Origin of the sequence: Halomonas heilongjiangensis (assembly GCF_002879645.1) — a bacterium.
GTDB classification, from domain to species: domain Bacteria; phylum Pseudomonadota; class Gammaproteobacteria; order Pseudomonadales; family Halomonadaceae; genus Halomonas; species Halomonas heilongjiangensis.
This window is the reverse complement of sequence record NZ_PNRE01000088.1, coordinates 1-22,033: the sequence shown is the minus strand read 5'-3', so window position 1 is coordinate 22,033 and position 22,033 is coordinate 1. Positions and strand designations below refer to the sequence as shown.

The window sequence follows — 22,033 nt, the reverse complement described above, 5'->3', positions numbered from 1 at the left end:
CCATGGGTTGTCAGGACATGGCGAACGGATCGTTCGATCATCATGGACAGCTCATATTTTAACGATTATAGTAATGATTCTTATTCGCATGGTGGTCTTGGCATCCCACCCAAGCAAGGCACGGCGTGGGCTTCCGATCACCTCTGGTGAGATGCCGCGACATGCTGGGATAGAGAGCTTCCGCCAGGGAGGCGGTGGCTCTCACCCTCTCGATCGACACGACAAGCACAACCATCCATTACAACTTCGCAAAGTGACTAGCTAGGGACGCGCGGATTCACATGCCAACAGGTGCCAGAGGCCAGCGGCGAAAGTCCATCGACGAAGACAGGCGGCTTTCGCTGACGGCACGGCAGGCCACAAGGCAGGTGAGTCTTTATAAGGACGGCATTTTTGCGGAGGCCACATGAGCTACGCTCGTTTCTCTCGTTTAGCTGGCGAGACAAGCCGACATGCATCCACGCATGCGTTGCTGAATTGCATTGTCAAGGAAGTGGCAATACCCCATGACGCGATGTCCTATCGATGGCCAGCCCGGCGAGAAGGCCTGTCGGAGCATCTGCATGGCACGCCGCTGCTGATCGAATGGTCGGCATCGCTTTCGCTGTTCGTGATGGTGGACCGGCGCTCGGTGATCGGGAGCCACTTCTACCTCTCCGATGTCTACATCCGGGACGCCGGGGCCACAGGCTGGCATGTCCCCGAGTTGGCTGGGTTGATCTCCTCTCTGCTGGAGCACTGTCGGTGGCATGACGGCACGCTCAATCAGGAGTTGTGTGATCAGGTCGTGCAAAGCCAGGATGTCATGACGACGATCGTCGCGCATGCTGTCGAACATCCCAGGCTTCATCCGCTGACGGATTATCGTCGCAGTGAGCAGGGGCTGTGGTTTGGCCATCCCAATCATCCCACGCCCAAGGCCAGGCAATGGCCGCCCCATCTGCTGCAGGACAAGCCCGCCTACGCGCCGGAATTCGGTGCCACCGCGGCCTTGCATCAGTTTTCCTTTCCGGTGGCCGGGCTGAGTGTCCAGGCCAATCGGTTGAGTGCCCTGGACGTGCTGCCTCATGTGGCAGACCAGAGCAGCGCCGAGGATGTCGATCGTGTGGTGCTCAGCATGCACCCGGTGCAGGCCGATCTTTTCAGGCAGGATACCCGAGTGGCGGAGATGATCGGCGACGGCATCATCGGCGATCTCGGGCCGAGTGGCTGGCACGCCGCTCCCACCGCTTCCATGCGCACCTGGTACATCGATGGACATCCCTGGTTCATCAAGGGCTCGCTCAATGTGCGCATCACCAATTGTGTGCGCAAGAACGCCTGGTACGAGCTGGAAAGTACGCTGGTCATCGACCGCATCATGCATCAGCTCGCCCAATCGAAGGACGCGGCGCTGGAGGCGCTGTGCGTGGCACAGGAGCCGGCAACGGTGCACTGGGCGCCGACCGAGGGCGATGATGCCGTGAAGCGCTGGTTTCGAGAGCAGACCGGCGTGATTCTGCGGGAAAACTTCTGTCAGCGTTTCTCACCTGAATGCTGTCTGCTCAGCGCGACGCTCTTCGCTCGTGATGCCCAGCTGGCTCCCATGGTGCTGTCCTTGGTCGAAGGTGCGTCGCCTGCCGGTGGATGCCACGCACTGCCGTCGGAACGCCGGGTCCGGCAGTGGTTCCAGGCCTACCTGCGCACGCTGGTGGCACCTGTCATGGGGCTGTTCTTCCGCCATGGCATCGTCATGGAGCCCCATTTACAGAATTGTGTGCTGATTCATGACGCGGGCATGCCCCGGCAGATGCTGCTGCGTGACTTCGAAGGGATCAAGCTGACCAGCGACAAGGGCGTGGACTGGCTCATGGGGGAGTCACTGCATCCCCGTGTCAGGGAGTCGATGACCTACCGCCGCGAGCAGGGGTGGAACCGCATTGCCTATTGCCTGCTCGTCAATCATGTCGCCGAGGCGATCCTGGCGCTGAGCTGGCAGCGCCCGGCCCTTGGCGATGCGCTGTGGCAGGACACCCGGGACGAGCTGCATCGAGTTCGACAGGCCCTGGGCACGCAAGCCCCCGAGCTGGATGTGCTGCTGGAGGGAGGCGACCTGCCCTGCAAGACCAACTTCAAGCTACGGCTCATGGCCCAGGCGGACCGGCAGGCCCAGTATGTGTCCTTGCCCAACCCCTGGCATGTCGCCCAGGCCATGGGCAGGGAGGTGGCCTATGGCTGAGCACGTCACGATTCCCGACCACATGCTAGCCGCCATCGCGTCGCATCGGCAGGCATGCCGTGAACCCATGGCGGCGTTCTTCTATGACCTCCCGGCGCTCGCTGCGCGGGGACGCGCCATGAAGGCGGCATTGCCACCGGGCGTCGAGCTGTACTATGCGATCAAGGCCAACAGCGAGGCGGCCATCATCGATACGCTGGCGCCTGTCGTGGATGGGCTGGAGCTGTCGTCCGGTGGCGAGATCGCGCGTGCCTGTGCCTGTTCGACGCCGCGCCCCTGGGTGCTCTCCGGACCGGGCAAGCTTGACGCCGACATGCGTGACGCCATGACGCGAGGCGTCGAGGCCTTTCATGTCGAAAGCCTCGGGGAAGTGTCCCGCCTGCAGGCGATCGCGGCATCGCTGGATCGCCTGCAGGCCGTGCTGCTGCGCATCAATCCTGCGCTGCCCCCGGATCTCTCCAGTCGTCTGAGAATGGCCGGCACCGCCACTCCGTTCGGCATCGATGAGGCGCAACTGGCCGACGCCGTGCGAGCGGTGGATGACGCCCCGAATCTGACGCTCGTCGGCTTTCATGTTCACGCCATGTCACACCAGCAATGCGAGCAGCGACACCAGCGGCTCCTGGCGTCCTATCTGGAGCGTTGGCCCCGGTGGCGAGCGCTGGCGCGCCACCCCGAGCGAGTCACTCAGCTCAACGTGGGGGGCGGTATCGGCGTGAACTATCTCCAGCCGTCCGCACAGTTCGACTGGCCCGGCCTGTGTCAGGCTCTGGGGCAGCGTCTGGAGGCCATGCGCGAGCCACCTCTGGTGCGCTTCGAGATCGGCCGTTTTCTCTCGGCCTTCTGTGGCTACTACGTGATCGAGGTGCTCGATACCAAGGTCAGCCATGGGGAAGGCTTTCTGGTCTGTCGGGGGGGCACGCACCAGTTCCGCCTGCCCGCGGCCCAGGGGCACGATCACCCGGTCATTCACCTGCCGCGCGAGCCCCGGCGGGCGAGTGCGGGGGAGCGCCGGCCCTGGACCGTGGTGGGGCAGCTGTGTACCCCCAAGGATGTGCTGAGCCGCCAGCAGCCACTGCAGGGTGTGGCGGTGGGAGACCTGCTGGTGCTGCCGTTGGCCGGTGCCTATGGCTACAACATCTCTCACGCGGACTTCCTGTGCCACCCACGTCCCGATCAGCTCTTCGTCGGTGACTCCCGCGAGGCGAGAAGACCTCAGCGCGCCGAGCCGGTGAGCTGAGCGGGGGCTTCGCTGGTCCATTTTCCAGGTTTTGAAGGTACATCATGTCATCACATGAACGTGTTCTGCCGCCGGCCGCGGCAATAGAGGGCGGCCCCGACGCCCTGGTAGCCGTCTCCACGCCATTCGCCTCCTCGGGGCACTGGCGGCATCACGCCCGCATCGAGCAGCGAGTCGTCGGGCAGCTGTTGCAGACCCTGCTCTACGAGGACGTGCTTCCCTACGACGCCGTCCCCGAGCCGGAGAGCGGTATCTCCGGTGCGACGACATTCTCCCTGGCGTTGGGAAACCGCCGCTATCGGGTGAGCGGCTGGCAATGTCACAGCTTTCAGCTGATTCGCCTCGAGCATTCCACCCTCGTGGTCAAGGGCACGGAGGAGACGTCGGCGTCGGTGAGTCTGCAGCGGTTTATCGAGGATCTCGAGGCGGCGCTGGGTGATGTCGCGGTTCAGCCCGGTTTCGTCAACGAACTGACGCAGACCCTGATCAAGGACGTGCAGTCATCCGCCTGGCCGGTGCCCTTTCATGAGACACCGCAGACGCTGGATGCCGATGCCTTGGAGCAGTATTTCACCGATGCGCACAGCTACCACCCTTGCTACAAGTCGCGGCTGGGCTTCTCCTTGCAGGACAATCAGCGTTATGGACCGGAGTTCGGTCAGCCGCTGCATGTATGGTGGCTTGCCGTGCCGATACGACTGGCGCATCGGGGGGCCGTCAGTGGGTTGGCGCTGGCCGACCGGGTGGCGGAGGACGCCGGTCCACGCGTGCTGGCGCGTCTGGATGACTACCTCGCGCGGCGCCGACTGGCGCGAGACGACGTCGTGCTGATGCCGGTACATCCCTGGCAGTGGGAAAACGCCCTGGTCCCGGTGCTGTACCCGGAGCTCGCCAGCGGCGAGATCGCCCTGCTGGGCGAGGGGGAGGCGACCTATACCGCGCAGCAGTCGATTCGCACCCTGGCCCCGCGGGAGTCGTGCAAGCCGTATCTCAAGCTGGCGATGAGCATCACCAATACGTCCAGCACGCGCATTCTGGCGCGCCACACCGTGACCAACGGGCCGATCATCACCCAGTGGCTCCAGCGGCTCATCGACACGGACGCGACGGCCAAGGCCGCGGGGTTCGTGATTCTCGGCGAGGTGGCCGGCGTGGCGCTGGACGAGCGTGCCTTCCCGGACGCCCGCTACGACGACGTGTACGGCAAGGTCGGTGCCATCTGGCGACAGAACATCGGCGAGTTCCTGCAGGACGGTGAGCAGGCCGTGCCCTTCAACGGGTTGAGCCAGTTCACGCGAGACGCCGAGGGGGCGCCCGCCGTCCCCTTCATCGCGCCCTGGGTGGAGCGCCATGGGCTGGAGGCCTGGACCCGACAGCTCGTGCATGTCGCCACCTTGCCGATCATCCACCTGCTGTTCGCCGAGGGCGTGGGGATGGAATCCCATGGCCAGAATATCGTGGTCATTCATCGAGATGGCTGGCCGCTCCGGGTGGCATTGAAGGATCTCCATGACGGCGTGCGCTTTTGTCCATCGCATCTGGCACGGCCCGAGCTGGCGCCTGCCCTGGAGCCCGTGCCTGCGCGTCATGCCGCCCTCAATCGCAATTCCTTCATCGTCACCGATGACCTGGAGGCGGTTCGTGACTACTCCTGCGATGCCTTCTTCTTTATCGCCCTGGCGGAGATGGCGATCTTCCTGCAGCGGCATTTCGGCCTGGATGAGCCAAGGTTCTGGGCCATGACGGCGGAGGAGATCAAGGCCTATCAGCGCTCTCATCCACAGCATGCAAAGCGCTACCGGTGCTTCGATGTCTTCGCTCCCCGGTGGGAGGTGGAAGCCCTGACCCGTCGTCGCCTCTTTGGCGATGATGCCCCCCAGGTCAAGCACGTCCCCAACCCGCTGGCGGTCCATGCGCCAGGCGAGGAGGCATCATGCTGAGAGCCAACCGGCTGAAGCGGGCACTGGCCGACGGAAGGGAAGTCCTCGGCGTCATGGCCTCCCTGCCCACGGCCGCCTCCATCGAGCTGATCGCGGAGGCGGGCTTTGACTTTGTGGTGATCGATACCGAACACGTGCTGATCAATCCGGAAACCGTCGAGCACATGCTCCGTACCGCCGAGAGCTACCAACTGACGCCTCTGGTGCGGGTGGCGGACGCCGACCCCAAGACCCTGCTGCGCCTGCTCGACGGCGGCGCCCAGGGGATCGTGCTTCCCAACGTGGAGGACCCCGCGACCCTCGAGCGTGCCGTGGCCGCGTGCAAGTACGCCCCGGAAGGCGAGCGCAGTCTCAATGCCGGGCGTCCCGGATCCTTCGGTAGCTCCTCCCTGGCGGAATACGTCGTGCAGGCCAACCGGGAGATCATGGTGGTCGCCATGATCGAGAGCCGCCAGGGTGTGGCGGGGATCGATGCGATTTGCGCGGTGTCGGGCCTCGACATGGTGCTGGAGGGGGCGGCGGATCTGTCCCAGTCCCTGGGCGTGACCTGGCAGACCGGACACCCCGACGTCATCGAGGCCCTGGAGGATGTTCAGCGCACGGCGAGCGAGCATCGCATTCCCTATTGCGCCTTTCTGCGTCATTCCGACGCCAAGGCCAGGTGGCAGGCGCGGGGGGTGAGCACCTTCATGCTGGGCGACGAGAGGGGCATCGCCTTTCGCGCCTTGCAGAAGGCGCTCGGCGAGGCCAGAGCGCCGGTACGACGCGAGGCCTCCCGTTCATGAGTTCACCGATGGCGAATTTCATCTTTCCTTCCATGCGGGCGGGCGATGCCGGCTCGCTCAACGGCATCGACATGTCTACGGAGTTCACGACCATGAAACCTCTTGACGCCCAGCGCCATGCCATGGCGCAGATCATGCAGTCGCTGGTGGATGGCCTGCTGGTCGAGGGGCTGCTGGATGACCTCGGCGCGGCCTGGCTGGTCGCCACCGAGGCCGATGACTGGCTCACCCGCCTGCCGGTGTTCCAGGCCCACTGCGGCAATCCCTCGCAGCGGTTCTGGCACTGGCGGCAGGATCGGCATCACAGCATCGCCATGCTGTTGCGGCCCGGTATTGCCCAGGCGTGGGAAAAGGTGCCTCAGACACCGGTGATCGTGAGGTATCACGAGAGCCGGGAGTGGGCGTCACTCGACCCCGTCGTCTTCATGCGCCGTGTCTTCGGTGCCGTGACGGAAGAAGACGAGCAGGTTCTGGGGCAGGGACAGAGAGTGTTTCTCGAGGCGCTTTCCGACAGCCTCTGGCAGGCGGCCAGTTCCGTGGAGCACCGGGTGGAGACACGAGACCTGCTGCGTCGCGACACGGCCGAGCACTTCGCGATCATGGAACAGTGGGCGTCGTTGCTCGACCGCCCCTATCATCCGACGGCGAAGGCCAAGCAGGGGCTCAGCGAGCACGACTATCGTGCTTATATGGCCGAGTTCAACGCCCCCGTCACGCTGCGCTGGGTCGCGATGCCGCGTGACCGGATGTTGACCGGCGCCGGCGTTGGCGAGGATTGCCCGGTGCCGGCGCAGTGGCTCGCCGGTGACGAAGGTCGCCAAGCGCTTGAGCGGGAGATGGCGTCGCGTGGTCTAGCCCAGACCCACGTCGCCCTTCCCGTGCACCCCTGGCAGCACGAGCATGCGCTTCCCCACTGGCTGCATGCGGCCTTCGCGACGGGAGACTGTGTCTCGCTGGCGTCGGTCACAGAGCCCTGGCTCGCGACATCCTCGCTGCGCTCGCTGGCCCCTACCACGGCGAGCCCGCATTTTCTGAAACTACCGATGGCCATCCACTCCCTGGGCGCCTCTCGCTATCTGCCGGCGGTCAAGATGTTCAATGGCGATCTCAGCGCCCGCTTGCTGCACCAGGCCAGGGAGAAGGATGCCAGGCTTGCCGAGGGGCTGTATCTGTGCGACGAGGGCAAGTGGTGGGCCTATATGCCGGAGGATGCGACACTGTTCGACGAAGCCCCTCGGCATCTGTCTGCCATGGTGCGCAGCTATCCCGGCGCCCTGCTGAACGACCCGAGCGTGCGTCTGGTGCCCATGGCCACGCTGGGGACGCCGCTGCCGGGAGGCGAACATCATGTGTTCGACGACTGGCTGGCACAACGCGGCATGACGGCCAGCCCCGCCTCGGTGCGGGCGCTGTTTGGCGAGCTCTGCGATGGTTTCTTCGAGATCAACCTGCGCATGCTGCGGCTCGGCATGCTGGCGGAAGTGCATGGACAGAATGCCGTGCTGGTCTTCAAGGAAGGCCAGTGCCACGGGCTGCTGCTGCGCGACCATGACTCCCTGAGGATCACCGTGGCGCGCCTGGAGCAGCATGACATGCAGGACCCGTGCTATTGCATCAAGCCCGGCCACTCCAACACCCTGTATCACGACAGTCTCGAAGCCCTGCTGTTCTGGCTGCAAACCCTGGGGATCCAGGTCAATCTGCGGGCGATCATCGACACCCTGGCGGATTACTACAGGTTGTCGCCCCATGACCTCTGGCAGGAGATGGCTGCTCGCCTCGAGGCCCGGATCGACGCGATCCCCTTCGACGGTCGTGATCGCGAGATGCTCAAGGCGCAGTTTTTCGAGAGCGAGCAGTGGCCCTACAAGCGTCTTATCGCGCCGATCATCGAGCGTGCAGGCGGGCCGGGCAGCATGCCCTTCGGCACCGGTTCGACCTGTAATCCGTTCCGGCAGTTGGGAAACGACGGCAAGGCGCGCGAAACGGACACTAGCGCCTTGGCCATTTGATTCGGGACAACGCTGCTTCGCGTGACGCTGGCACAGGGAGGTGCCAGCCATCCGTTATCCGGCAATGGGGTCACTCCCTCCTAACGAAACCACTCGGGGAACTCTGCCTCGAGGGCGTTTCGCCTTTCCTCCTCCTGTGCCTGCTTGGCTTCCGCGGCGTCGGCCAGGGCGTCGGCGCGATGCGGCGGGATGACAAAGAGCCCATCGTCGTCGCCCACCACCAGGTCTCCCGGGTTGATCGTGACGCCGTCGATGGCGACCGGGGTGTTGATCTCGCCTTCCAGTTCCAGCGCCCTGGTGGTCAGTGGGCTGGTCGACCGGGCGTAGGTGGGCAGGTTCAGCCGGGACAGGGCTTCCCGGTCGGTGATGGCACCGTTGGTGACAACGCCTGCGAGTTGCTTGCGCAGCGCCGCGTAGGCTCGGAACTCGCCCCAGCAGGCACGACGATGGTCGCCGGAAACATCGATCACCAGCACATCACCCGGGCAGGCCATCTTCAGCGCCTCGCGGATGATGCTGCCGTCGACGTGGGGAATCCTGACCGTCAATGCCGTGCCGAGAAGCCGGACAGGATGCTGGATGGGCGAGAGGCAGGTAATGGCGCCGAAGTCGGTGAAATGCCCCAGGGTGGAGGTGGCCAGGCGTCGATAGCGTTGCCGTTGCTGCGCCGTGAAGGTGTCCAGGCGGGGTACGATATGGAACATGGGCCTTCCCTGCTCTTGCCTTGGGTTTTAGTGATGAGGGGTGAGTGATGATGACCGGGCCGATTCAGTGACGGCGGTAGCGGGTCCGATGCAGCAGATAGACGAAGAAGGGCGCGCCCACTCCCGAGACGAAGATACCGGCGGGCAGGTCCTTGGGCAGGAAAGCCACCCTGCCCAGTAGGTCGGCGTAGAGCACGATCAAGGCCCCTAGCAAGGCGGCGGCGGGCACCAGCCTGGCAAAGCCCCGTCCCACGAGGCGGGCAGCGATATGGGGAGCGATCAGGCCCACGAAGCTGAGCCCCCCGGCAAAGGCCACCGCCGCGCCCGCCAGCGCCACGCTGCAGGCCATCAGCACCAGCCTGCTGCGCAATACGTTCACGCCCAGGCCGTGGGCCACCTGGTCACCAAGCGCCATGGCATCCATGTGCCGTGCCTGGGTCAGGCACAGGGGAACGGCCGCCAGCAGCCAGGGCAGCATGCCGAGCACGTCCTGCCACTGTGCGGCGTAGAGGCTGCCCGTCAGCCATACATAGGCGTACATGGCGGCGGCATCATCGCTGACCACGATCAGCAGGGTGGTCACGGCACCCATCGCGGCGGAGAGCCCGATGCCGACCAGCACCATGCGCGAGGGCGCAATGCCACGCTTCCAGGCCAGGCAGAACACCAGCATGGCGGAAAGCAGCGCGCCGATCAGCGCGGAGACCGGCAACCAATGGATACTCAGGCGGGTGCTGAAAAGCGCCAGGAAGGTCACGGCGGCCATGGCGGCACCACTGGTGATACCGATCACGTCCGGCGAGGCCAGCGGATTGCGCACGATGCCCTGAAGGGTGGCGCCGGCCACGGCCAGGGCCGCTCCCACCAGCACGGCCAGCACGATGCGCGGCAAGCGCAGCTCCCAGACGATGAAGGCGATGTCACTGTCCCGGGGGGTGGCCAGCGCGTTCACCACATGGCCGAAGGGGGTGGGGAAACTGCCGAGGGCGAGCGACAGGCCCATGCTGGCGAGCAACACCAGCACGAGTAGGGCGGTGATGCCCAGATGGCGGGCCTGGTGGGCATCGACGGTGCGATCGCCCGGGTGTTTCAGCGGGAAGGATAACGTCATGGTCAGGCCTGCATCCTGCGCGCCAGATAGATGAAGAAGGGCGTGCCGATCAGGGCGGTCATCACCCCCACCGGGACATCCTGAGGAGGCATCAGGAAGCGCGATGCCACATCGGCCAGCAGCAACAGGCTCGCCCCCAGCAGGGCACAGGCCGGCAGCAGCCAGCGGTGGTCGACGCCGAAGATCCCCCGCGCCATGTGCGGCACGATGAGGCCGACGAATCCGATCATGCCGGCGAGCGCGACCGAACTTCCGGCGAGAAGAATCACCACCAGGCCGAGCAACAGCTTGATGGTACCGGCGCGCATGCCCAGGCCCTTGACCATGTCATCGCCCAGCAGCAGGGCATTGGCGTGCCTGACGAGCAGGGCACACAGCAGCAGGGCGCCGCCGAAGAGCGGCAGCAGCGGCACCACCAGGGACAGCTCCCGTCCGGAGACGGAACCCGCCAGCCAGTACAGCACGCTCTCGAAGCTCTGCCGGTCGATGATCAGCAGGCCCTGACTGAACGAGACGAACATGGCCGTGACGGCCACGCCCGCCAGGACGACCCGCAGCGGCGACAGCTCCCCCTGGCGACCGCGACTCAGCACGACCACCAGGCAAGCCGCGACCAGGGCACCCAACAGCGCCGCCCAGACATAGTCGGCGGGGGAGTGAAGGGGCAGCAGCGATACCGCGATCACCACGAAGAACATGGCCCCCGCGTTGATGCCCAGGATGCCCGGCGAGGCGAGCGGGTTGCGTGTCATGGTCTGCATCAGGGCGCCGGCGATGGCCAGGCTCGCGCCGACCAGCGCGGCGATGACCGCGCGTGGCAGGCGCTCCGTCCGAATGATGATATGCGCGACCCGGGCCGGGTCGTAATGCATCAGCGCCTGGGGGAAGGTGGGCAGGGCAATATCCGTGGTACCCAGCATGACACTGGCCACGAAGGCAGCCGCGACCAGCAGCATGCCCAGCAGCAGCCCTGCGACCCGTGAAAGACGGCCACTCAGCATGCGGCTGGCTCCTCGTCTCGAGCGTGGGAAACCGCGGAAGGTTCACCGGCGCAGGAAGCGGTAGACGCCGCTTCCGATGATGTCGCCCTGGCTGGCGTCCCTGGCGCAGGCGCCGCGTGCCCGCGGTGGGGATCGAGTCCGAAATGGGCGTAGAGATCATCGAGCATGCCATTGGCGGCCAGGATGCCGCCGCCCATGATCCAGTCCACCGCGTCCACTTCGAAGACACGTTCATCCTGCACGGCGTCCAGTCGCTGCCAGAGGGGGTGAGAGGCCCAGTGCCGGTAGTTGTCCGCAATGGCGGGATCGTCCGGCTCCAGGAGCACGAAGATCACATCGGCATTCATGACCGGGATGTTTTCCGCGCTGGTCAGCTTCATGCCCCAGCCCTGGTCGTGCAGGGAGTCCGGCTGTTCGAATCCCAGCTCACTCAGGATGGAGCCGGCAAAGCCCGTGGAGTAGATCCGTACATGGTCACTCTTGAAGCGGACCACCGCGGCCTTCTGTGGCCAGCCGTCGCCCAGCTTGTCCGCGACGCTCTGGTGAAACTCTGCCACGCGGTCGTCCCACTCCTGCAACAACTCGCGGGCGCGGGACTCCCGGCCCGTGGCCTCGGCCATCAGCGCCAGGGTGGCCTTGAAGTCGAAGACGGTGCCTGTGGCGACCGTCGGCGATATCTTTTCCAGCAGCGGCCTGACCCGCTCATGCCGAAAATGCGTGGCGACGATCAGGTCAGGGGCCAGCCAGGCCACCTTCTCCAGGTTTGGCTGGGTTTCCAGACCGACGTGCTCCACGCCGGCGAGCGCGTCACGCAAGTAGCGATACATGGGCAGCTCCAGCCAGGCGTCGACGACGCCGACAGGCGTGATGCCGAGCGCCACCGCGCTGTCCGTCGCGCCCTGGTAAAGGGTGACGACGCGCTGCGGTGTGGCGGGGATGAGCGTGTCGCCGAACGCATTGGGGACGATGCGCATGCCCTGGGTGTCGTTGGCGGCGAGGGCGGTAGCCCCCAGCGGCATGATGGCCACTAGCAGCACCGTCAGCCACAGGCGTCGGGTCGGGAGGCGAGTCTTCATTCCGGCCTCCTGGCGGATGCTGTCTGCAGAGGGTGCTCGGGGGCTTGAGGGGGCGATGACGCCTCGCTTGGCGACGCTGAACCTTGCCGTGTCACGGCTCGGCCGAGCCGCCATGCCAGCGGCAGGCAGAGCACGGCGATCGCCGCCAGGGCGAGGAAGGCATGGTGGAGGGCGGAGGCGCTCGCTTCGGTATAGGGCATCCCCCGATGCAGGGCGGCCTGCACGGCCAAGTCGTAGTAGAGGGAGAGCGCGACGATGCCGAGCGAAGACATCAGGCGTCGAGACATGTTGTTCATGGCCGAGGCCTGGGCGACGCTCTGCTCGGGAAGGTCCTTCATGCCCACGGTGGTGGAAGGCAGATAGGCGCAGCCGAGGCCGATCCCACGCAGGCCCATCCAGACGCCGATCATCCAGACCGGCGTGGCCTCCGCCAGGGTGCCGAGTCCTGACAGGCTGACCATGGTGATCATCAGCCCGACGCCGATACACCACTGCGGCGGGTAACGGTCGATCAGGCGTCCCGCTATGGGAGAGCAGGAGGCGGCGGCGAGGGCGGTGGCCAGAAACACCAGGCCCGTGGTCAACGGGCCGAACCCTAATGCATTCTGCATCCATAGCGGCACCAGCAGAATACAGCCAAACAGGATGATCGACTGCAGGCAGGCCAGGATGACGCTGAGGCGATATCCCTGGTGGGAAAACAGCGAAAGGTCGAGCAAGGGCATCCGGGCGCGTCGCTCGACGCGCACGAAGAGAAACAGCGCCAGGATACCGGCCGTGAACGGGAGAACGGCCTGGAGGCGCAGGAGGTCCGTCAGCGTTGCCACCCGGCTGAGAGAGAACAGCACCGTGCCCATGCCCAGGGTGATAAGCACGAAGCCAGGCAGATCAAACTGACGCTGGTGGTTGGAGGGGGCTGCCGAAAGATAGCGATAGCCACACAGCAGCCCCAGCAGTGCAAACGGCATGTTCATCAGAAACAGCGCACGCCAATGGCTGACCTCGAGCAACAGCCCGCCGATACTCGGGCCGATGGCCGGTGCGATCATCACGGCAAAGCCCCATATCCCGCTGGCACGGCCTCTCTGGTCGCTGGGGTAGGCAGAGAAGATCAGAGACAGGGAGAGGGGGATCATCAGCCCCGCCGCAATGCCCTGCAGCCCACGCGCGAGGATGATTCCGGCAAGCTCCTGGGCCATGGCGCCGAGCGCGGAGCTTGCCAGAAACCCCCACAGGCCCAGCAGATAGATGCGCTTGCGGCCAAACCTGTCGGCCAGGTAGCCGGTCAGTGGCATGGTCATGCCCATGGTGATCATGAACAGGGTCACCACCCAGCTGACATCCGTGGCACTGGCCTGGAAGGTAGCCATCAGTTCGGCTACGGCAAGGTTCAGGGCGCTGTTATTGAGGCTGACGGTAAAGGTACCCAGCAGTACGCTGATCAGTACCTTTCCGCCATGCGCGGAAGCATTCGGCATGGACACTCACTCAGCGGGGCACCGAAGGCGCTTGCCTGGCAGAGCGCCGCAGGGAAACACGCCATGGGGGCAGGATGATGACATGATGCAAAAGTTAATGCAAAGCGTTATCAATTGCGGACAGGTCAGGACGACGCTGACGCCTCGGCAAAATGCGATACCCCCAAAGAACGGCGCCCGCAGGCGCCGTCAAACAGTCAGCCAGGCCCCGCTGGGGCAGGCGATCAGAACTCCAACTGGTAGCCGAGGGTCAGGGTACGACCGCGACCCTTGAAGTAGTATTCGTCGCTGTTCCGGGCCGCCTGGGAGTAGTAGGTGACGTAATCCTCGTCGGTCAGGTTCTCGATGCCGAAGGAGAGGCTTCCCACCGGCAGGCGATAGGCCAGGGAGGCATCGACCAGGGTGTGGCCGTCGAATTCGAGGTCGGGGTCGTCGACGCTGCGGTCGAAGTAGTAGCTGGTCTGCAGGTGCGAGGAGAGCCGGTCGCTCCAGGCCGCGCTCCAGCCCAGGCGCAGGGTGTCCGGAGCGATGTTGAGCCCGGTAAGCTTGGTGTCGACGCGGCCGTCACCATCGGTATCCGACTTGCCCTCGGCATGGGTGTAAGAGAGTCGCAGGTCGTGGGCGTCACCGAGGCGCATTTCACCGGTGACCTCCACCCCCCGGATCTCGGTCCTCTCGCGGCTGCCGACGAAGACGCCGTTCTCTTCGGTGAGACGCTCGCCATAATCGGAATCCGACTCGTAGTAGCTCAGCTCGAGACCGTAGCGGTCCCAGTCGAAGCGTGCCCCGATCTCGCGGTTCTCGGTGACGATCGGCTGCAGCTGCAGCAGGGTATCGATGTCCTGGCCGGGCTCCCCGATGCCGCGCAGTACCCGACCCACATCGGGCATGCCGAAGCCTTCAGAGTAGTTGGCGTAGAGCTGGGCCCAGTCGGTGACCTGGTAGACCAGCCCCAGGTTGTAGAGGGTCTCAGCGAAGTCGGGCTTGCCTCCGTCGACGGTGACGTCGTCCTGGGTGACATTGCTGCGGTCGATGGTCGAGAAGGTATCGACGTCGAGCTCGGCGTGTTCATACCGTACGCCCGAGTGCAGGCTCAGTGACTCGGTCAGGCTGAAGTCGCCCTGCAGGAAGGCGGCATAGTTGCGGAACTGCGTCTCGGGCACGTAGGTGCGGTCGGTGTGGACCAGCATCTGCCGGGTCTCGTCCTGCAGCACATCGATGCCGGTGGTCAGCTTCAGGCGGTCGTCGAGCAGGCCGTCTCGGCTGAGGGAAAACTTGCCACCCAGCTTGTCGGATTCGTTGCGGGTCTGGTCGAACTGGGGGTTGCCCGCCCCATCCAGGTAGGGGAAGAAGGGGGTGGTGGCGAACTGGGCGCGGAAGCGCTGACGGTAGACCTGGGCATCCAGCTCGTTGCCGAACCAGTCGGCATGCGAGTAGGCGAGCCGTGCCGTGGTGACCTCGTTGTAGCCGGGTTCGCCAGCGGGATTGCCCTTGCGGGCGGTGGTCGGGATACCCGCGGCGCGATCCCCGATCACCGGCACGTAATCGTCGCCCTCTTCCAGATCGAAATGGTTGAGGGAGAACTCGAGATTCTGATTGTCATCGATCCAGTAGCCGAGCTTGCCGAAGAGGTCGTAGTTCGTGGAGTTCTGCAGTTCCCCCGGGTAGGCGATGCCGACGATCTCGTCGTTGCCATCGAAGAAGACGCCGCGCTCCTGGCGACTGGCGGCGCCCAGGTAATCCCAGTCGCCACTCTGGCCGCTGATGCGGTAGTCCAGCTTGTGGCCGAAACCCTCGGATTTGAAGTCGTCGTCGCTGGTCAGGCTCACCCCGACGTGCTGGTTGAGCTCACCGGCGTCGGCACGCTTGGTGACGTAGTTGATGATGCCGCCGGTGGCACCCAGGCCGTGCTCGGCACTGGCGCCGTGGATCACCTCGATGCGCTCGACCATGGACAGGTCGATGGTGTAGCTGTCCCGGGCGCTGTCACGCAGCGGGTTGGACTGCGGGACGCCATCGATCATGAACAGCGGCGAACGGCCGCGGAAGGTCTCGCCGGCATTGGAGAGCTTCTGGCGACTGGGGGAATAGGACGGGATCAGGTTGCTGAGCACCTGGCCGGGATCGCTGGTGATGGCCAGCTGCTGCTCGATCTGCTCGCGGGTGATCACCGTGACCTTCTGGGGGGTCTGGCCGGCCTGGCTCTTGTTGCGGGTGGCAGTCACCACCAGCGGCGAGAGGTCGCGTGAGGCCGAGGTCACGTCGTCGGTGGACTGGGCGATGGCCAGGGACGGCAGGGTGGTGCCGAGCATTGCCGGAATGAGCCAGGCGATGCGCGGCTTGACGGGATGGGACATCTCGAGTGGTTCCCTTGCTTGGAGTTGGCTTCAACGTTGGAGGCTTCGACGAGGCGACGGGACCGGTCAGTCGAAACTAAGCGAATGATAATTCTTATTATTATTATTATCAATTATGTCGCCTCTGGCGTTCTCCGCTCATTGGGCCGCTCGGGGGGCCTCGTCGCGTCGGGTCAGCGGGCAGTTGCCGCACAGTTCCAGCTCGGGTAGCAGGTAGCGCAGGCAGTAGAGGCGCCGCATGCGGCGTGGCGACGTCGGGAGGCGTCAGGGCCGCCAGGGAGCCGACATAGAGGCGATCCAGGGGCGAAGGCATCGGTCAGTAGTCCATCGACCAGGTCAGGGTGTAGGTACGCCCGCGGCCCTGGTAGTCGTAGAGGTATTCCGGGCCGTAGTAGGGCGAGTAGAACATCGCCGCGCGCTGGCCCCAGACGGTGGAGTAGCTCTCGTCCAGCAGGTTCTGCACGCCGAGGCTGAACGTGCCGACGTCGGTCTGCCGGCTGAGCGACAGGTCCAGGGTGGTATTGCCGTCGATCTTGCGATCGGCGTCATCTTCCAGGTCGAAGGCATGGTTGGCCTGCAGGCGCGCCGAACGAACCCGATCTCGCCAGCCGACGAAGGCCGTGGCCGAGGAGAGCGAGGCATCGCGGGCGTCGCGCTTCTCCCACTCGCCCGCGTCGTTCTCCCGCTCGGAGCGCACCAGGTGCAGGGTGCCGCCGGCCTCGACGCCATTGTCGAAGTAGCGGGTCAGGGCGCCCTCGAGGCCGTAGTCGCGCTTGCTGTCGTCGATCACGTCGACGCTCAGGTCGCCGCTGTTGATCTCCAGGGCCTTGTCGGACCAGGCGTAGTAGGCCGCCGCCTGGGCCACCCAGTCGCCGCCCCGGTAGCGCCAGCCGAGCTCGACCTGGTCGGTCTCGATGGCGGAGAGCGGGTTCCCATCGACGCTGATGCCCGGCCGGCCGTAGTACTTGGCCGGGTCGGGGAGCTCGAACCCCTGGCTGTAGCGCAGCCAGTTCTGGTGGCCGTTGCCGTAGTCGTAGAGCGCGCTGGCGTTGAGCAGGGTGGCGTCGTAGTCGTTCTCGCCGCCGGGGATGCCGTTGAAGTCGTCGACCTCGACATCGGAGTGCTGGCGACGGATGCCGGCCGAGAGCTTGAGGGCGTCGGTCGCCTGCCAGTCGGTCTGGGCGAAGGCGGCGAGACTGTCGACCCGGTAGCCGGGATAGCGTGGCGCGATGCTGGCCTGCTCCTGTACCAGGCCGCCGGTCGCGTCGGACACGGCCCGGTCGAAGGTCATCTGGCTGGCATCGAAGCTCTCACGGTCGAGATCCAGGCCGTAGGTGAGGCCGACGCTGTCGGTCAAGCGGGCGTCGAACAGCGCCTTGAGGCCGCTGAGTCGGGTGTTCTGCTTGGACGCGGCGAAGTCATAGGCCTCGGGTGTCTGCCAGTCGGGCGTGGGGTAGGGGAAGGCCTGGAAGCTGGCCTCCTCCTGGCGATGGAAGGCCTGCAGGTAGAAGTTCTGGCCCAGCAGGTCGCCGTGATGGTACTGCAGGTTGACCATCTTGCGGTCGGTGGCCGGATCGCGGTCGGAGCGATAGCCGTCGCGGATCTCGGCCTCCTCCAGGCTGGGGCTGTCGGCGGCGAGGTGCGGGAAGTAGACCCCGCGGTCGCCCTCGTAGCCCGACCGGTAGAGTTGGGCGCCGAGTTCCAGGATCTGGTCGTCATCCAGGTTGAAGGTGAGGTTGCCCAGCACGTCGATGCTGCGGTTGTCCTGCAGGTCGGTCTGGGCGATGTCGGGGAAGATCTCGTCGCCGCCGGCGTCGAACTGGCGGCCGTTGTCCTGGAAGGCGGTGCCGAGATAGGCCTGCACCCGGTCGTTGCCCCCGCTGACCGACTGCGCGATGCGCTTGTCGAGATCGTCGCTGTGGTTGACGCCGGTGGTCACCCCGGCCTCGGTGCGCCAGTCCGGTCCGCCGGCCCGGCCCTTGCGGGTGACGATGTTGATGATGCCGCCGGTGGCGCCGCCGCCGTAGAGGCTGCTGGCCCCGGAGAGCACCTCGATGCGCTCGATGTTGAAGGGATCGATGGCGTCGAACTGGCGGGACAGGCCCCGCGAGCCGTTCATCGACACCCCGTCGACCAGCACCTGCACGGTGCGTCCGCGCAGGTTCTGGCCATGGTTGGTGCGTCCCTGGGGGGCCATGTCGAGGCCGGGCACGAGCCTGCCCAGCGCGGTCTTGAGATCGGCGCCGGTTTCGACCTGCTGCTGCAGCTCCTCCTTCTCGATCACCCATACCGCGCCTGGGATCTGGCTGATCTGGGTCGGTGTGCGTGACCCCACGACCACCATGGTGTCCTGCATGTCCTGGGCCTGGAGGGCCATGGTGGCCGAGCTGGCGACCATGGCGAGACCGAGAGTGGCTCGTTTCTTCATTGTGGGTCCCTTGCTGGATGGCGTGACTTGCTCTGGCCGAGCGCGGGGCAAGGATAGCACCATGAAGAATAATCTCAATGAGACTGATTTGCGTTCATGGCGTGAGACAGAAGCCTCTGGCCCCCTGGTCGGGTGGCCGGTGGCGACCGAGGGAATTTCACCATGATTGATAATTGTTTTCATTGGTGGCATCGTTTGGCCGCTTGCCTTGCAGGCCAGCCGTTCGTCCAACCAACGAAGTGTCGTGATGATCTAGGAGTCCTGTCGTGGTGACGTATCGACATCCACTCTTGCGTGGCGTGGCCATCTGGCTGCTCGCGACCTCCCCGGCGGTGGCCGACGAGGCGCTGCTGGAGGAGGCGACCCAGGCGCAGCGTGCCCAGGCCGAATGGCAGGCGCGCATCGACGCTGCCGATGATGAGGCGCGCGAGCGATTGCAGGCGCTGCGCGAGCTCGAGGCCGAGGCGCGGCGCCTCGAGGTCCACAACGCCGAACTTGCACCACAGTTGGAGCGCCGGGAGGAGGCCCTCGCGCGTCGTCAGGCGGCGCTGGACTCCCTGGCGAACACCCGTGCCGCCCTGCCGTCGCTGACCGAGGGGCTGGAGGCACGGTTGGCCCAGTGGGTCGAGCACGACCTGCCGTTCCTGCTGGAGGAGCGCCGGGCGCGTGTCGCCAGCCTGGAGGACCCCGCGCTGCCGGAGGCCGAGCGCCTGGAGCGGCTCCTGGCCGCCTGGCGTGCCGAGCTGGACTACGGACGCGAGCTGGATACCTGGCGTGGCTACCTGATACGGGATGAGACCCGGCGTGAGGTCGATTACCTGCGCCTCGGACGGATCGGACTCTACTACCTGACGCCGGACGGGCGCGGCGGTGGGGTCTGGCTGGCCGATGAGCATCGCTGGCGAGCCCTCGACGATGAGGAGCGCAGTGAAGTGCGCAAGGGGGTGCGTATCGCCCGCGATCAGCGGGCGCCGGAGTTGCTCGAGCTGCCCGTGTCACAACCGCTGACGCCGACCGAGGAGGAGCGCTCATGAACATGCGGCAATGGATCGGCGGGCTGCTGTGCGGTGTGTCGCTGTGCCTGACGACGTCGGTCCTCGCCCAGACCGAGGCGCTGTCCACGCTGCGCGTCGAGCGTGAGGCCGCCGAGGCGCGCGACCAGGCCCGCCTGGTCGCGCTGCTCGAGGATGGGGAGGCCCTGGAGGCGGCGCTGGGCGAGGCGCGCGAGGCCCGTGATGCGGCCCGCCAGCGGAGCCGCGAGCTGGAGGCCCGGCAGGCCGATCAGGAGGCGTGGCAGGCCGACCTCGACACCCGCCAGCAGGAACAGGGGAGTGACCTGGAGGGCATCCTGGCGGCGCTGGCCAGGCACAGTGGCGAGCTGCGCGATGCCCTGGCCGGCAGCTGGTCCACGCTCGGGGGGGGCGGCTTGCCGCCGCGGCTCGACGACGTCGAGGTGCTCGAGCTCGAACACCTCGAAGGGTTCGCCGACAGTCTGATGGCGCTGACCGCCGAAACCGGCCGGGTGGTCCGTGTCGAGGCCCCGGTGGCCGGGGCCGACGGCGAGGTCGGGCCTCGCGGGGTGGTACGCCTGGGCGACCTCGCCGCCTTCACCGAGGGCGAACTGCTGCGCCGCGGTGCCGACGACGAGGTGCTGTCGGTGGTCGAGCGTACCCCGCGCGAGGTGGCGACGACCCTGGCGGCCTTCCACGCCGGTGAGGCGCGATCGCTGGCCCTGGATCCGACCGGCGGTCGGATCGTGGCGGCCCTGGCCCAGCGGCCGGATCTCGTCGAGCGCTTTCACCAGGGCGGTGCCGTCGGCTATGTGGTGGTCGCGCTCGGGGCCTTCGGCCTGCTGGTGGCGCTGGCCCAGTACGGCTACCTGCTGCGGGTCAGCCTGGCCGTGCGGCGTCAACGGCGTGACCTGAGCCGACTGCGCAGCGACAACCCGTTGGGGCGGGTACTGGATCGCTTTCGCGCCCTCGAGGGCAGCCAGATGCCGGAGGCACTGGAGGCCCGGCTCGACGAGGCGGTGCTGGCCGAGCAGCCGAGGCTCGAGCGCGGCCAGGCGCTGGTCAAGCTGCTCGCCGCCGTGGCGCCGCTGCTGGGCCTGCTGGGGACCGTCACCGGCATGATCGTGACCTTCCAGGCGATCACGGTGTTCGGCACCGGAGACCCGCAGCTGATGGCCGGCGGGATCAGCCAGGCGCTGGTCACCACCGTGCTGGGGCTGATCACCGCCGTACCGCTGCTGTTCGCCCATACCGCCCTGGCGGGACGCAGCCGCCACCTGGCCGGCGTGGTCGAGGGGCAGGCCAGCGCCGCCCTGGCGGAACATCTGGAGCACCGTGTGGCCGGCAAGCCGGCGGTCGTGGGGAGCGATACCCGTGATGCCGCTCTGGCTTGACCCCCTGCAGCGCCTGGTCGAGGCGGGTGGCTCGGTCCTGGTGGTGATCGCCCTGGTGGCCATGGTGCTGTTCAGCCTGGCACTGGAGCGCATCTGGTACTTCCGCATCACCTATCGGCGGGCCAGGCGCGCCCTGATTCGCCGCTGGGTGTCGCGCGACGACCACCTGACCTGGAGCGCGCGGACCCTGCGCGAGGTCTGGACCCGTGAGCTGATCGCCCGGCTGCGCCGCCCGCTGCCCTGGCTCAAGCTGCTGGTGGCCCTCTGCCCGCTGCTGGGGCTGCTCGGCACCGTGACCGGCATGATCGCCGTGTTCGACGGCCTGGCCATGAGCGAGACCAGTCAGGCCCGGGCCATGGCCGACGGCGTGGCGCGGGCGACCCTGCCGACCCTGACCGGCATGGCCGTGGCGGTGGTGGGCCTGCTCTTCACCAGCCGCCTGGAGTACATCATCCGGCGCGAGGACCAGCGGTTGCACGACCGCCTGGCCCGGGCCGTGGAGGAAACTGATGCGTAGACGCCGACTCACCGCCGACAGTGGCGAGGCCAGCGAGGTCAACCTGACCCCGATGCTGGACGTCGTCTTCATCATGCTGATCTTCTTCATCGTCACCACCAGCTTCATCAAGGAGAGCGGGGTGGAGATCGAGCGTCCCGAGTCCAGCGCCGCGACGCCGCAGCCGGATGCCCAGGTGATGGTGGCGCTGACCCCCGAAGGGGCGGTGTGGGTCGACGGTGAGGCGGTGGACGCCCACCGCGTGGGCGGCCGTGTGGCCGAGCTGGTCAGCGAGGGCGGTGGCGTGGTCATCCAGGCCGACCGCGACGCCACCACCGGGCTGCTGATCGAGGTGATGGACCGCATCCGCCAGGCCGGTGTGGAAGACATGGCCGTCGCGGCGACACGGGGCGGTTCATGATTCGCAGGGGGCTGTCGGCACTCGGCGGCACCTCCCTGGCGCTGCTGCTGTTCTGGTTGCTGGCGCTGCTGGTCGCGCCGCCGGAAGAGGAGATCGAGGTGCTGGAGATGACCATGCCGCTCAGCCTGGCCGATGCCGCCGACTCGCCGGCCGAGCCCGAGACGGAGGCGCCGGCCGAGGCACCGCCCGAACCTCCCCCGGAGCCGACACCTCCGCCGGCTCCCCCCGAGCCGGCGCCGCTGCCCGACAGCGCCCTCTCCCTGCCCGAACCGGAACTCCCCGAAGCGGAGCCCGAGCCGCCGGCGCTCGATGATTCGCTGCCGGAACTCAGCGAGGCGGTGCCGGAGCCGCGGCCCGAACCC

17 protein-coding genes and 1 pseudogene are annotated in these 22,033 nt (G+C 66.4%); 10 read left to right on the top strand and 8 right to left on the bottom strand.

Annotation, left to right across the window (positions count from 1 at the left end; genetic code table 11):
* Positions 1-406 precede the first annotated feature (406 nt).
* Genes C1H66_RS18860 through C1H66_RS18840 form a run of 5 tightly spaced genes read left to right on the top strand, consistent with a single transcriptional unit; the run spans position 407 to position 8,195 of the window.
* On the top strand, positions 407-2,218 hold the full coding sequence (locus C1H66_RS18860) for an IucA/IucC family protein (protein ID WP_102629419.1): 1,812 nt from the start codon (positions 407-409) through the stop codon (positions 2,216-2,218).
* Complete coding sequence (locus C1H66_RS18855) at positions 2,211-3,458, top strand: type III PLP-dependent enzyme (protein ID WP_102629418.1); 1,248 nt, start codon at positions 2,211-2,213, stop codon at positions 3,456-3,458. The genes C1H66_RS18860 and C1H66_RS18855 overlap by 8 nt, the downstream gene beginning before the upstream one ends.
* A 44-nt stretch (positions 3,459-3,502) precedes the next feature.
* Complete coding sequence (locus C1H66_RS18850; protein WP_102629417.1) at positions 3,503-5,398, top strand: IucA/IucC family protein; 1,896 nt, start codon at positions 3,503-3,505, stop codon at positions 5,396-5,398.
* Positions 5,392-6,183 (top strand): HpcH/HpaI aldolase family protein, encoded by a 792-nt coding sequence (locus C1H66_RS18845; protein ID WP_102629416.1) that lies wholly within the window; start codon positions 5,392-5,394, stop codon positions 6,181-6,183. Before C1H66_RS18850 ends, C1H66_RS18845 begins: the two co-directional genes overlap by 7 nt.
* 8 nt (positions 6,184-6,191) lie before the next feature.
* Complete coding sequence (locus tag C1H66_RS18840; RefSeq protein WP_240618399.1) at positions 6,192-8,195, top strand: IucA/IucC family protein; 2,004 nt, start codon at positions 6,192-6,194, stop codon at positions 8,193-8,195.
* Positions 8,196-8,275: 80 nt separating this feature from the next.
* Here C1H66_RS18840 and C1H66_RS18835 read toward each other — a convergent pair whose 3' ends face one another.
* From C1H66_RS18835 to C1H66_RS18800, 8 genes are all read right to left on the bottom strand, one after another.
* Positions 8,276-8,899, bottom strand: coding sequence for an RraA family protein (locus C1H66_RS18835; protein ID WP_102629415.1), 624 nt, complete (start codon positions 8,897-8,899; stop codon positions 8,276-8,278).
* Positions 8,900-8,963: 64 nt separating this feature from the next.
* Entirely contained in the window at positions 8,964-10,010 is a 1,047-nt protein-coding gene (locus C1H66_RS18830; RefSeq protein ID WP_102629414.1) for a FecCD family ABC transporter permease, read from the bottom strand.
* 2 nt (positions 10,011-10,012) lie between these two features.
* Positions 10,013-11,011, bottom strand: a complete 999-nt coding sequence (locus C1H66_RS18825; protein ID WP_102629413.1) for a FecCD family ABC transporter permease — start codon at positions 11,009-11,011, stop codon at positions 10,013-10,015.
* Positions 11,005-12,087 (bottom strand): ABC transporter substrate-binding protein, encoded by a 1,083-nt coding sequence (locus tag C1H66_RS18820; protein WP_102629412.1) that lies wholly within the window; start codon positions 12,085-12,087, stop codon positions 11,005-11,007. The genes C1H66_RS18825 and C1H66_RS18820 overlap by 7 nt, the downstream gene beginning before the upstream one ends.
* Positions 12,084-13,565 carry a DHA2 family efflux MFS transporter permease subunit gene (locus tag C1H66_RS18815; RefSeq protein ID WP_102629411.1) on the bottom strand — a complete coding sequence of 494 codons (1,482 nt, stop codon included), beginning with the start codon at positions 13,563-13,565 and terminating at the stop codon, positions 12,084-12,086. Before C1H66_RS18815 ends, C1H66_RS18820 begins: the two co-directional genes overlap by 4 nt.
* Positions 13,566-13,789: 224 nt before the next feature.
* Positions 13,790-15,922 (bottom strand): TonB-dependent receptor, encoded by a 2,133-nt coding sequence (locus tag C1H66_RS18810; RefSeq protein WP_102629410.1) that lies wholly within the window; start codon positions 15,920-15,922, stop codon positions 13,790-13,792.
* A 138-nt stretch (positions 15,923-16,060) separates the two neighbouring features.
* The gene (locus C1H66_RS23560; RefSeq protein ID WP_102629409.1) at positions 16,061-16,162 is read right to left on the bottom strand and encodes a (2Fe-2S)-binding protein; all 102 of its coding nucleotides are present in this window, start codon (positions 16,160-16,162) and stop codon (positions 16,061-16,063) included.
* A gap of 76 nt (positions 16,163-16,238) precedes the next feature.
* Positions 16,239-18,350, bottom strand: a complete 2,112-nt coding sequence (locus C1H66_RS18800) for a TonB-dependent receptor (protein WP_102629408.1) — start codon at positions 18,348-18,350, stop codon at positions 16,239-16,241.
* Positions 18,351-18,616: 266 nt separating this feature from the next.
* Between C1H66_RS18800 and C1H66_RS18795 the strand changes: the two genes are divergently transcribed.
* The 5 genes and pseudogenes from C1H66_RS18795 to C1H66_RS18775 form a co-directional block, all read left to right on the top strand.
* Positions 18,617-19,384 carry a DUF3450 domain-containing protein gene (locus tag C1H66_RS18795; RefSeq protein WP_306417704.1) on the top strand — a complete coding sequence of 256 codons (768 nt, stop codon included), beginning with the start codon at positions 18,617-18,619 and terminating at the stop codon, positions 19,382-19,384.
* A 2-nt stretch (positions 19,385-19,386) separates the two neighbouring features.
* Positions 19,387-20,754, top strand: a complete 1,368-nt coding sequence (locus C1H66_RS18790) for a MotA/TolQ/ExbB proton channel family protein (RefSeq protein ID WP_102629426.1) — start codon at positions 19,387-19,389, stop codon at positions 20,752-20,754.
* Positions 20,738-21,271 carry a MotA/TolQ/ExbB proton channel family protein gene (locus C1H66_RS18785; RefSeq protein ID WP_181423489.1) on the top strand — a complete coding sequence of 178 codons (534 nt, stop codon included), beginning with the start codon at positions 20,738-20,740 and terminating at the stop codon, positions 21,269-21,271. Before C1H66_RS18790 ends, C1H66_RS18785 begins: the two co-directional genes overlap by 17 nt.
* Positions 21,264-21,671 (top strand): ExbD/TolR family protein, encoded by a 408-nt coding sequence (locus C1H66_RS18780; protein WP_102629407.1) that lies wholly within the window; start codon positions 21,264-21,266, stop codon positions 21,669-21,671. Before C1H66_RS18785 ends, C1H66_RS18780 begins: the two co-directional genes overlap by 8 nt.
* Positions 21,668-22,033 (top strand): annotated as a pseudogene (locus tag C1H66_RS18775) (iron transporter); the annotation flags it as partial. The gene C1H66_RS18780 and the pseudogene C1H66_RS18775, both read left to right, overlap by 4 nt.

Coding starts and splice junctions, on each gene's coding strand:
- C1H66_RS18860 (WP_102629419.1), top strand. CDS start 407: ATGAGCTACGCTCGTTTCTCTCGTTTAGCTGGCGAGACAAGCCGACAT.
- C1H66_RS18855 (WP_102629418.1), top strand. CDS start 2,211: ATGGCTGAGCACGTCACGATTCCCGACCACATGCTAGCCGCCATCGCG.
- C1H66_RS18850 (WP_102629417.1), top strand. CDS start 3,503: ATGTCATCACATGAACGTGTTCTGCCGCCGGCCGCGGCAATAGAGGGC.
- C1H66_RS18845 (WP_102629416.1), top strand. CDS start 5,392: ATGCTGAGAGCCAACCGGCTGAAGCGGGCACTGGCCGACGGAAGGGAA.
- C1H66_RS18840 (WP_240618399.1), top strand. CDS start 6,192: ATGGCGAATTTCATCTTTCCTTCCATGCGGGCGGGCGATGCCGGCTCG.
- C1H66_RS18835 (WP_102629415.1), bottom strand. CDS start 8,899: ATGTTCCATATCGTACCCCGCCTGGACACCTTCACGGCGCAGCAACGG.
- C1H66_RS18830 (WP_102629414.1), bottom strand. CDS start 10,010: ATGACGTTATCCTTCCCGCTGAAACACCCGGGCGATCGCACCGTCGAT.
- C1H66_RS18825 (WP_102629413.1), bottom strand. CDS start 11,011: ATGCTGAGTGGCCGTCTTTCACGGGTCGCAGGGCTGCTGCTGGGCATG.
- C1H66_RS18820 (WP_102629412.1), bottom strand. CDS start 12,087: ATGAAGACTCGCCTCCCGACCCGACGCCTGTGGCTGACGGTGCTGCTA.
- C1H66_RS18815 (WP_102629411.1), bottom strand. CDS start 13,565: ATGCCGAATGCTTCCGCGCATGGCGGAAAGGTACTGATCAGCGTACTG.
- C1H66_RS18810 (WP_102629410.1), bottom strand. CDS start 15,922: ATGTCCCATCCCGTCAAGCCGCGCATCGCCTGGCTCATTCCGGCAATG.
- C1H66_RS23560 (WP_102629409.1), bottom strand. CDS start 16,162: ATGCGGCGCCTCTACTGCCTGCGCTACCTGCTACCCGAGCTGGAACTG.
- C1H66_RS18800 (WP_102629408.1), bottom strand. CDS start 18,350: ATGAAGAAACGAGCCACTCTCGGTCTCGCCATGGTCGCCAGCTCGGCC.
- C1H66_RS18790 (WP_102629426.1), top strand. CDS start 19,387: ATGCGGCAATGGATCGGCGGGCTGCTGTGCGGTGTGTCGCTGTGCCTG.
- C1H66_RS18785 (WP_181423489.1), top strand. CDS start 20,738: ATGCCGCTCTGGCTTGACCCCCTGCAGCGCCTGGTCGAGGCGGGTGGC.
- C1H66_RS18780 (WP_102629407.1), top strand. CDS start 21,264: ATGCGTAGACGCCGACTCACCGCCGACAGTGGCGAGGCCAGCGAGGTC.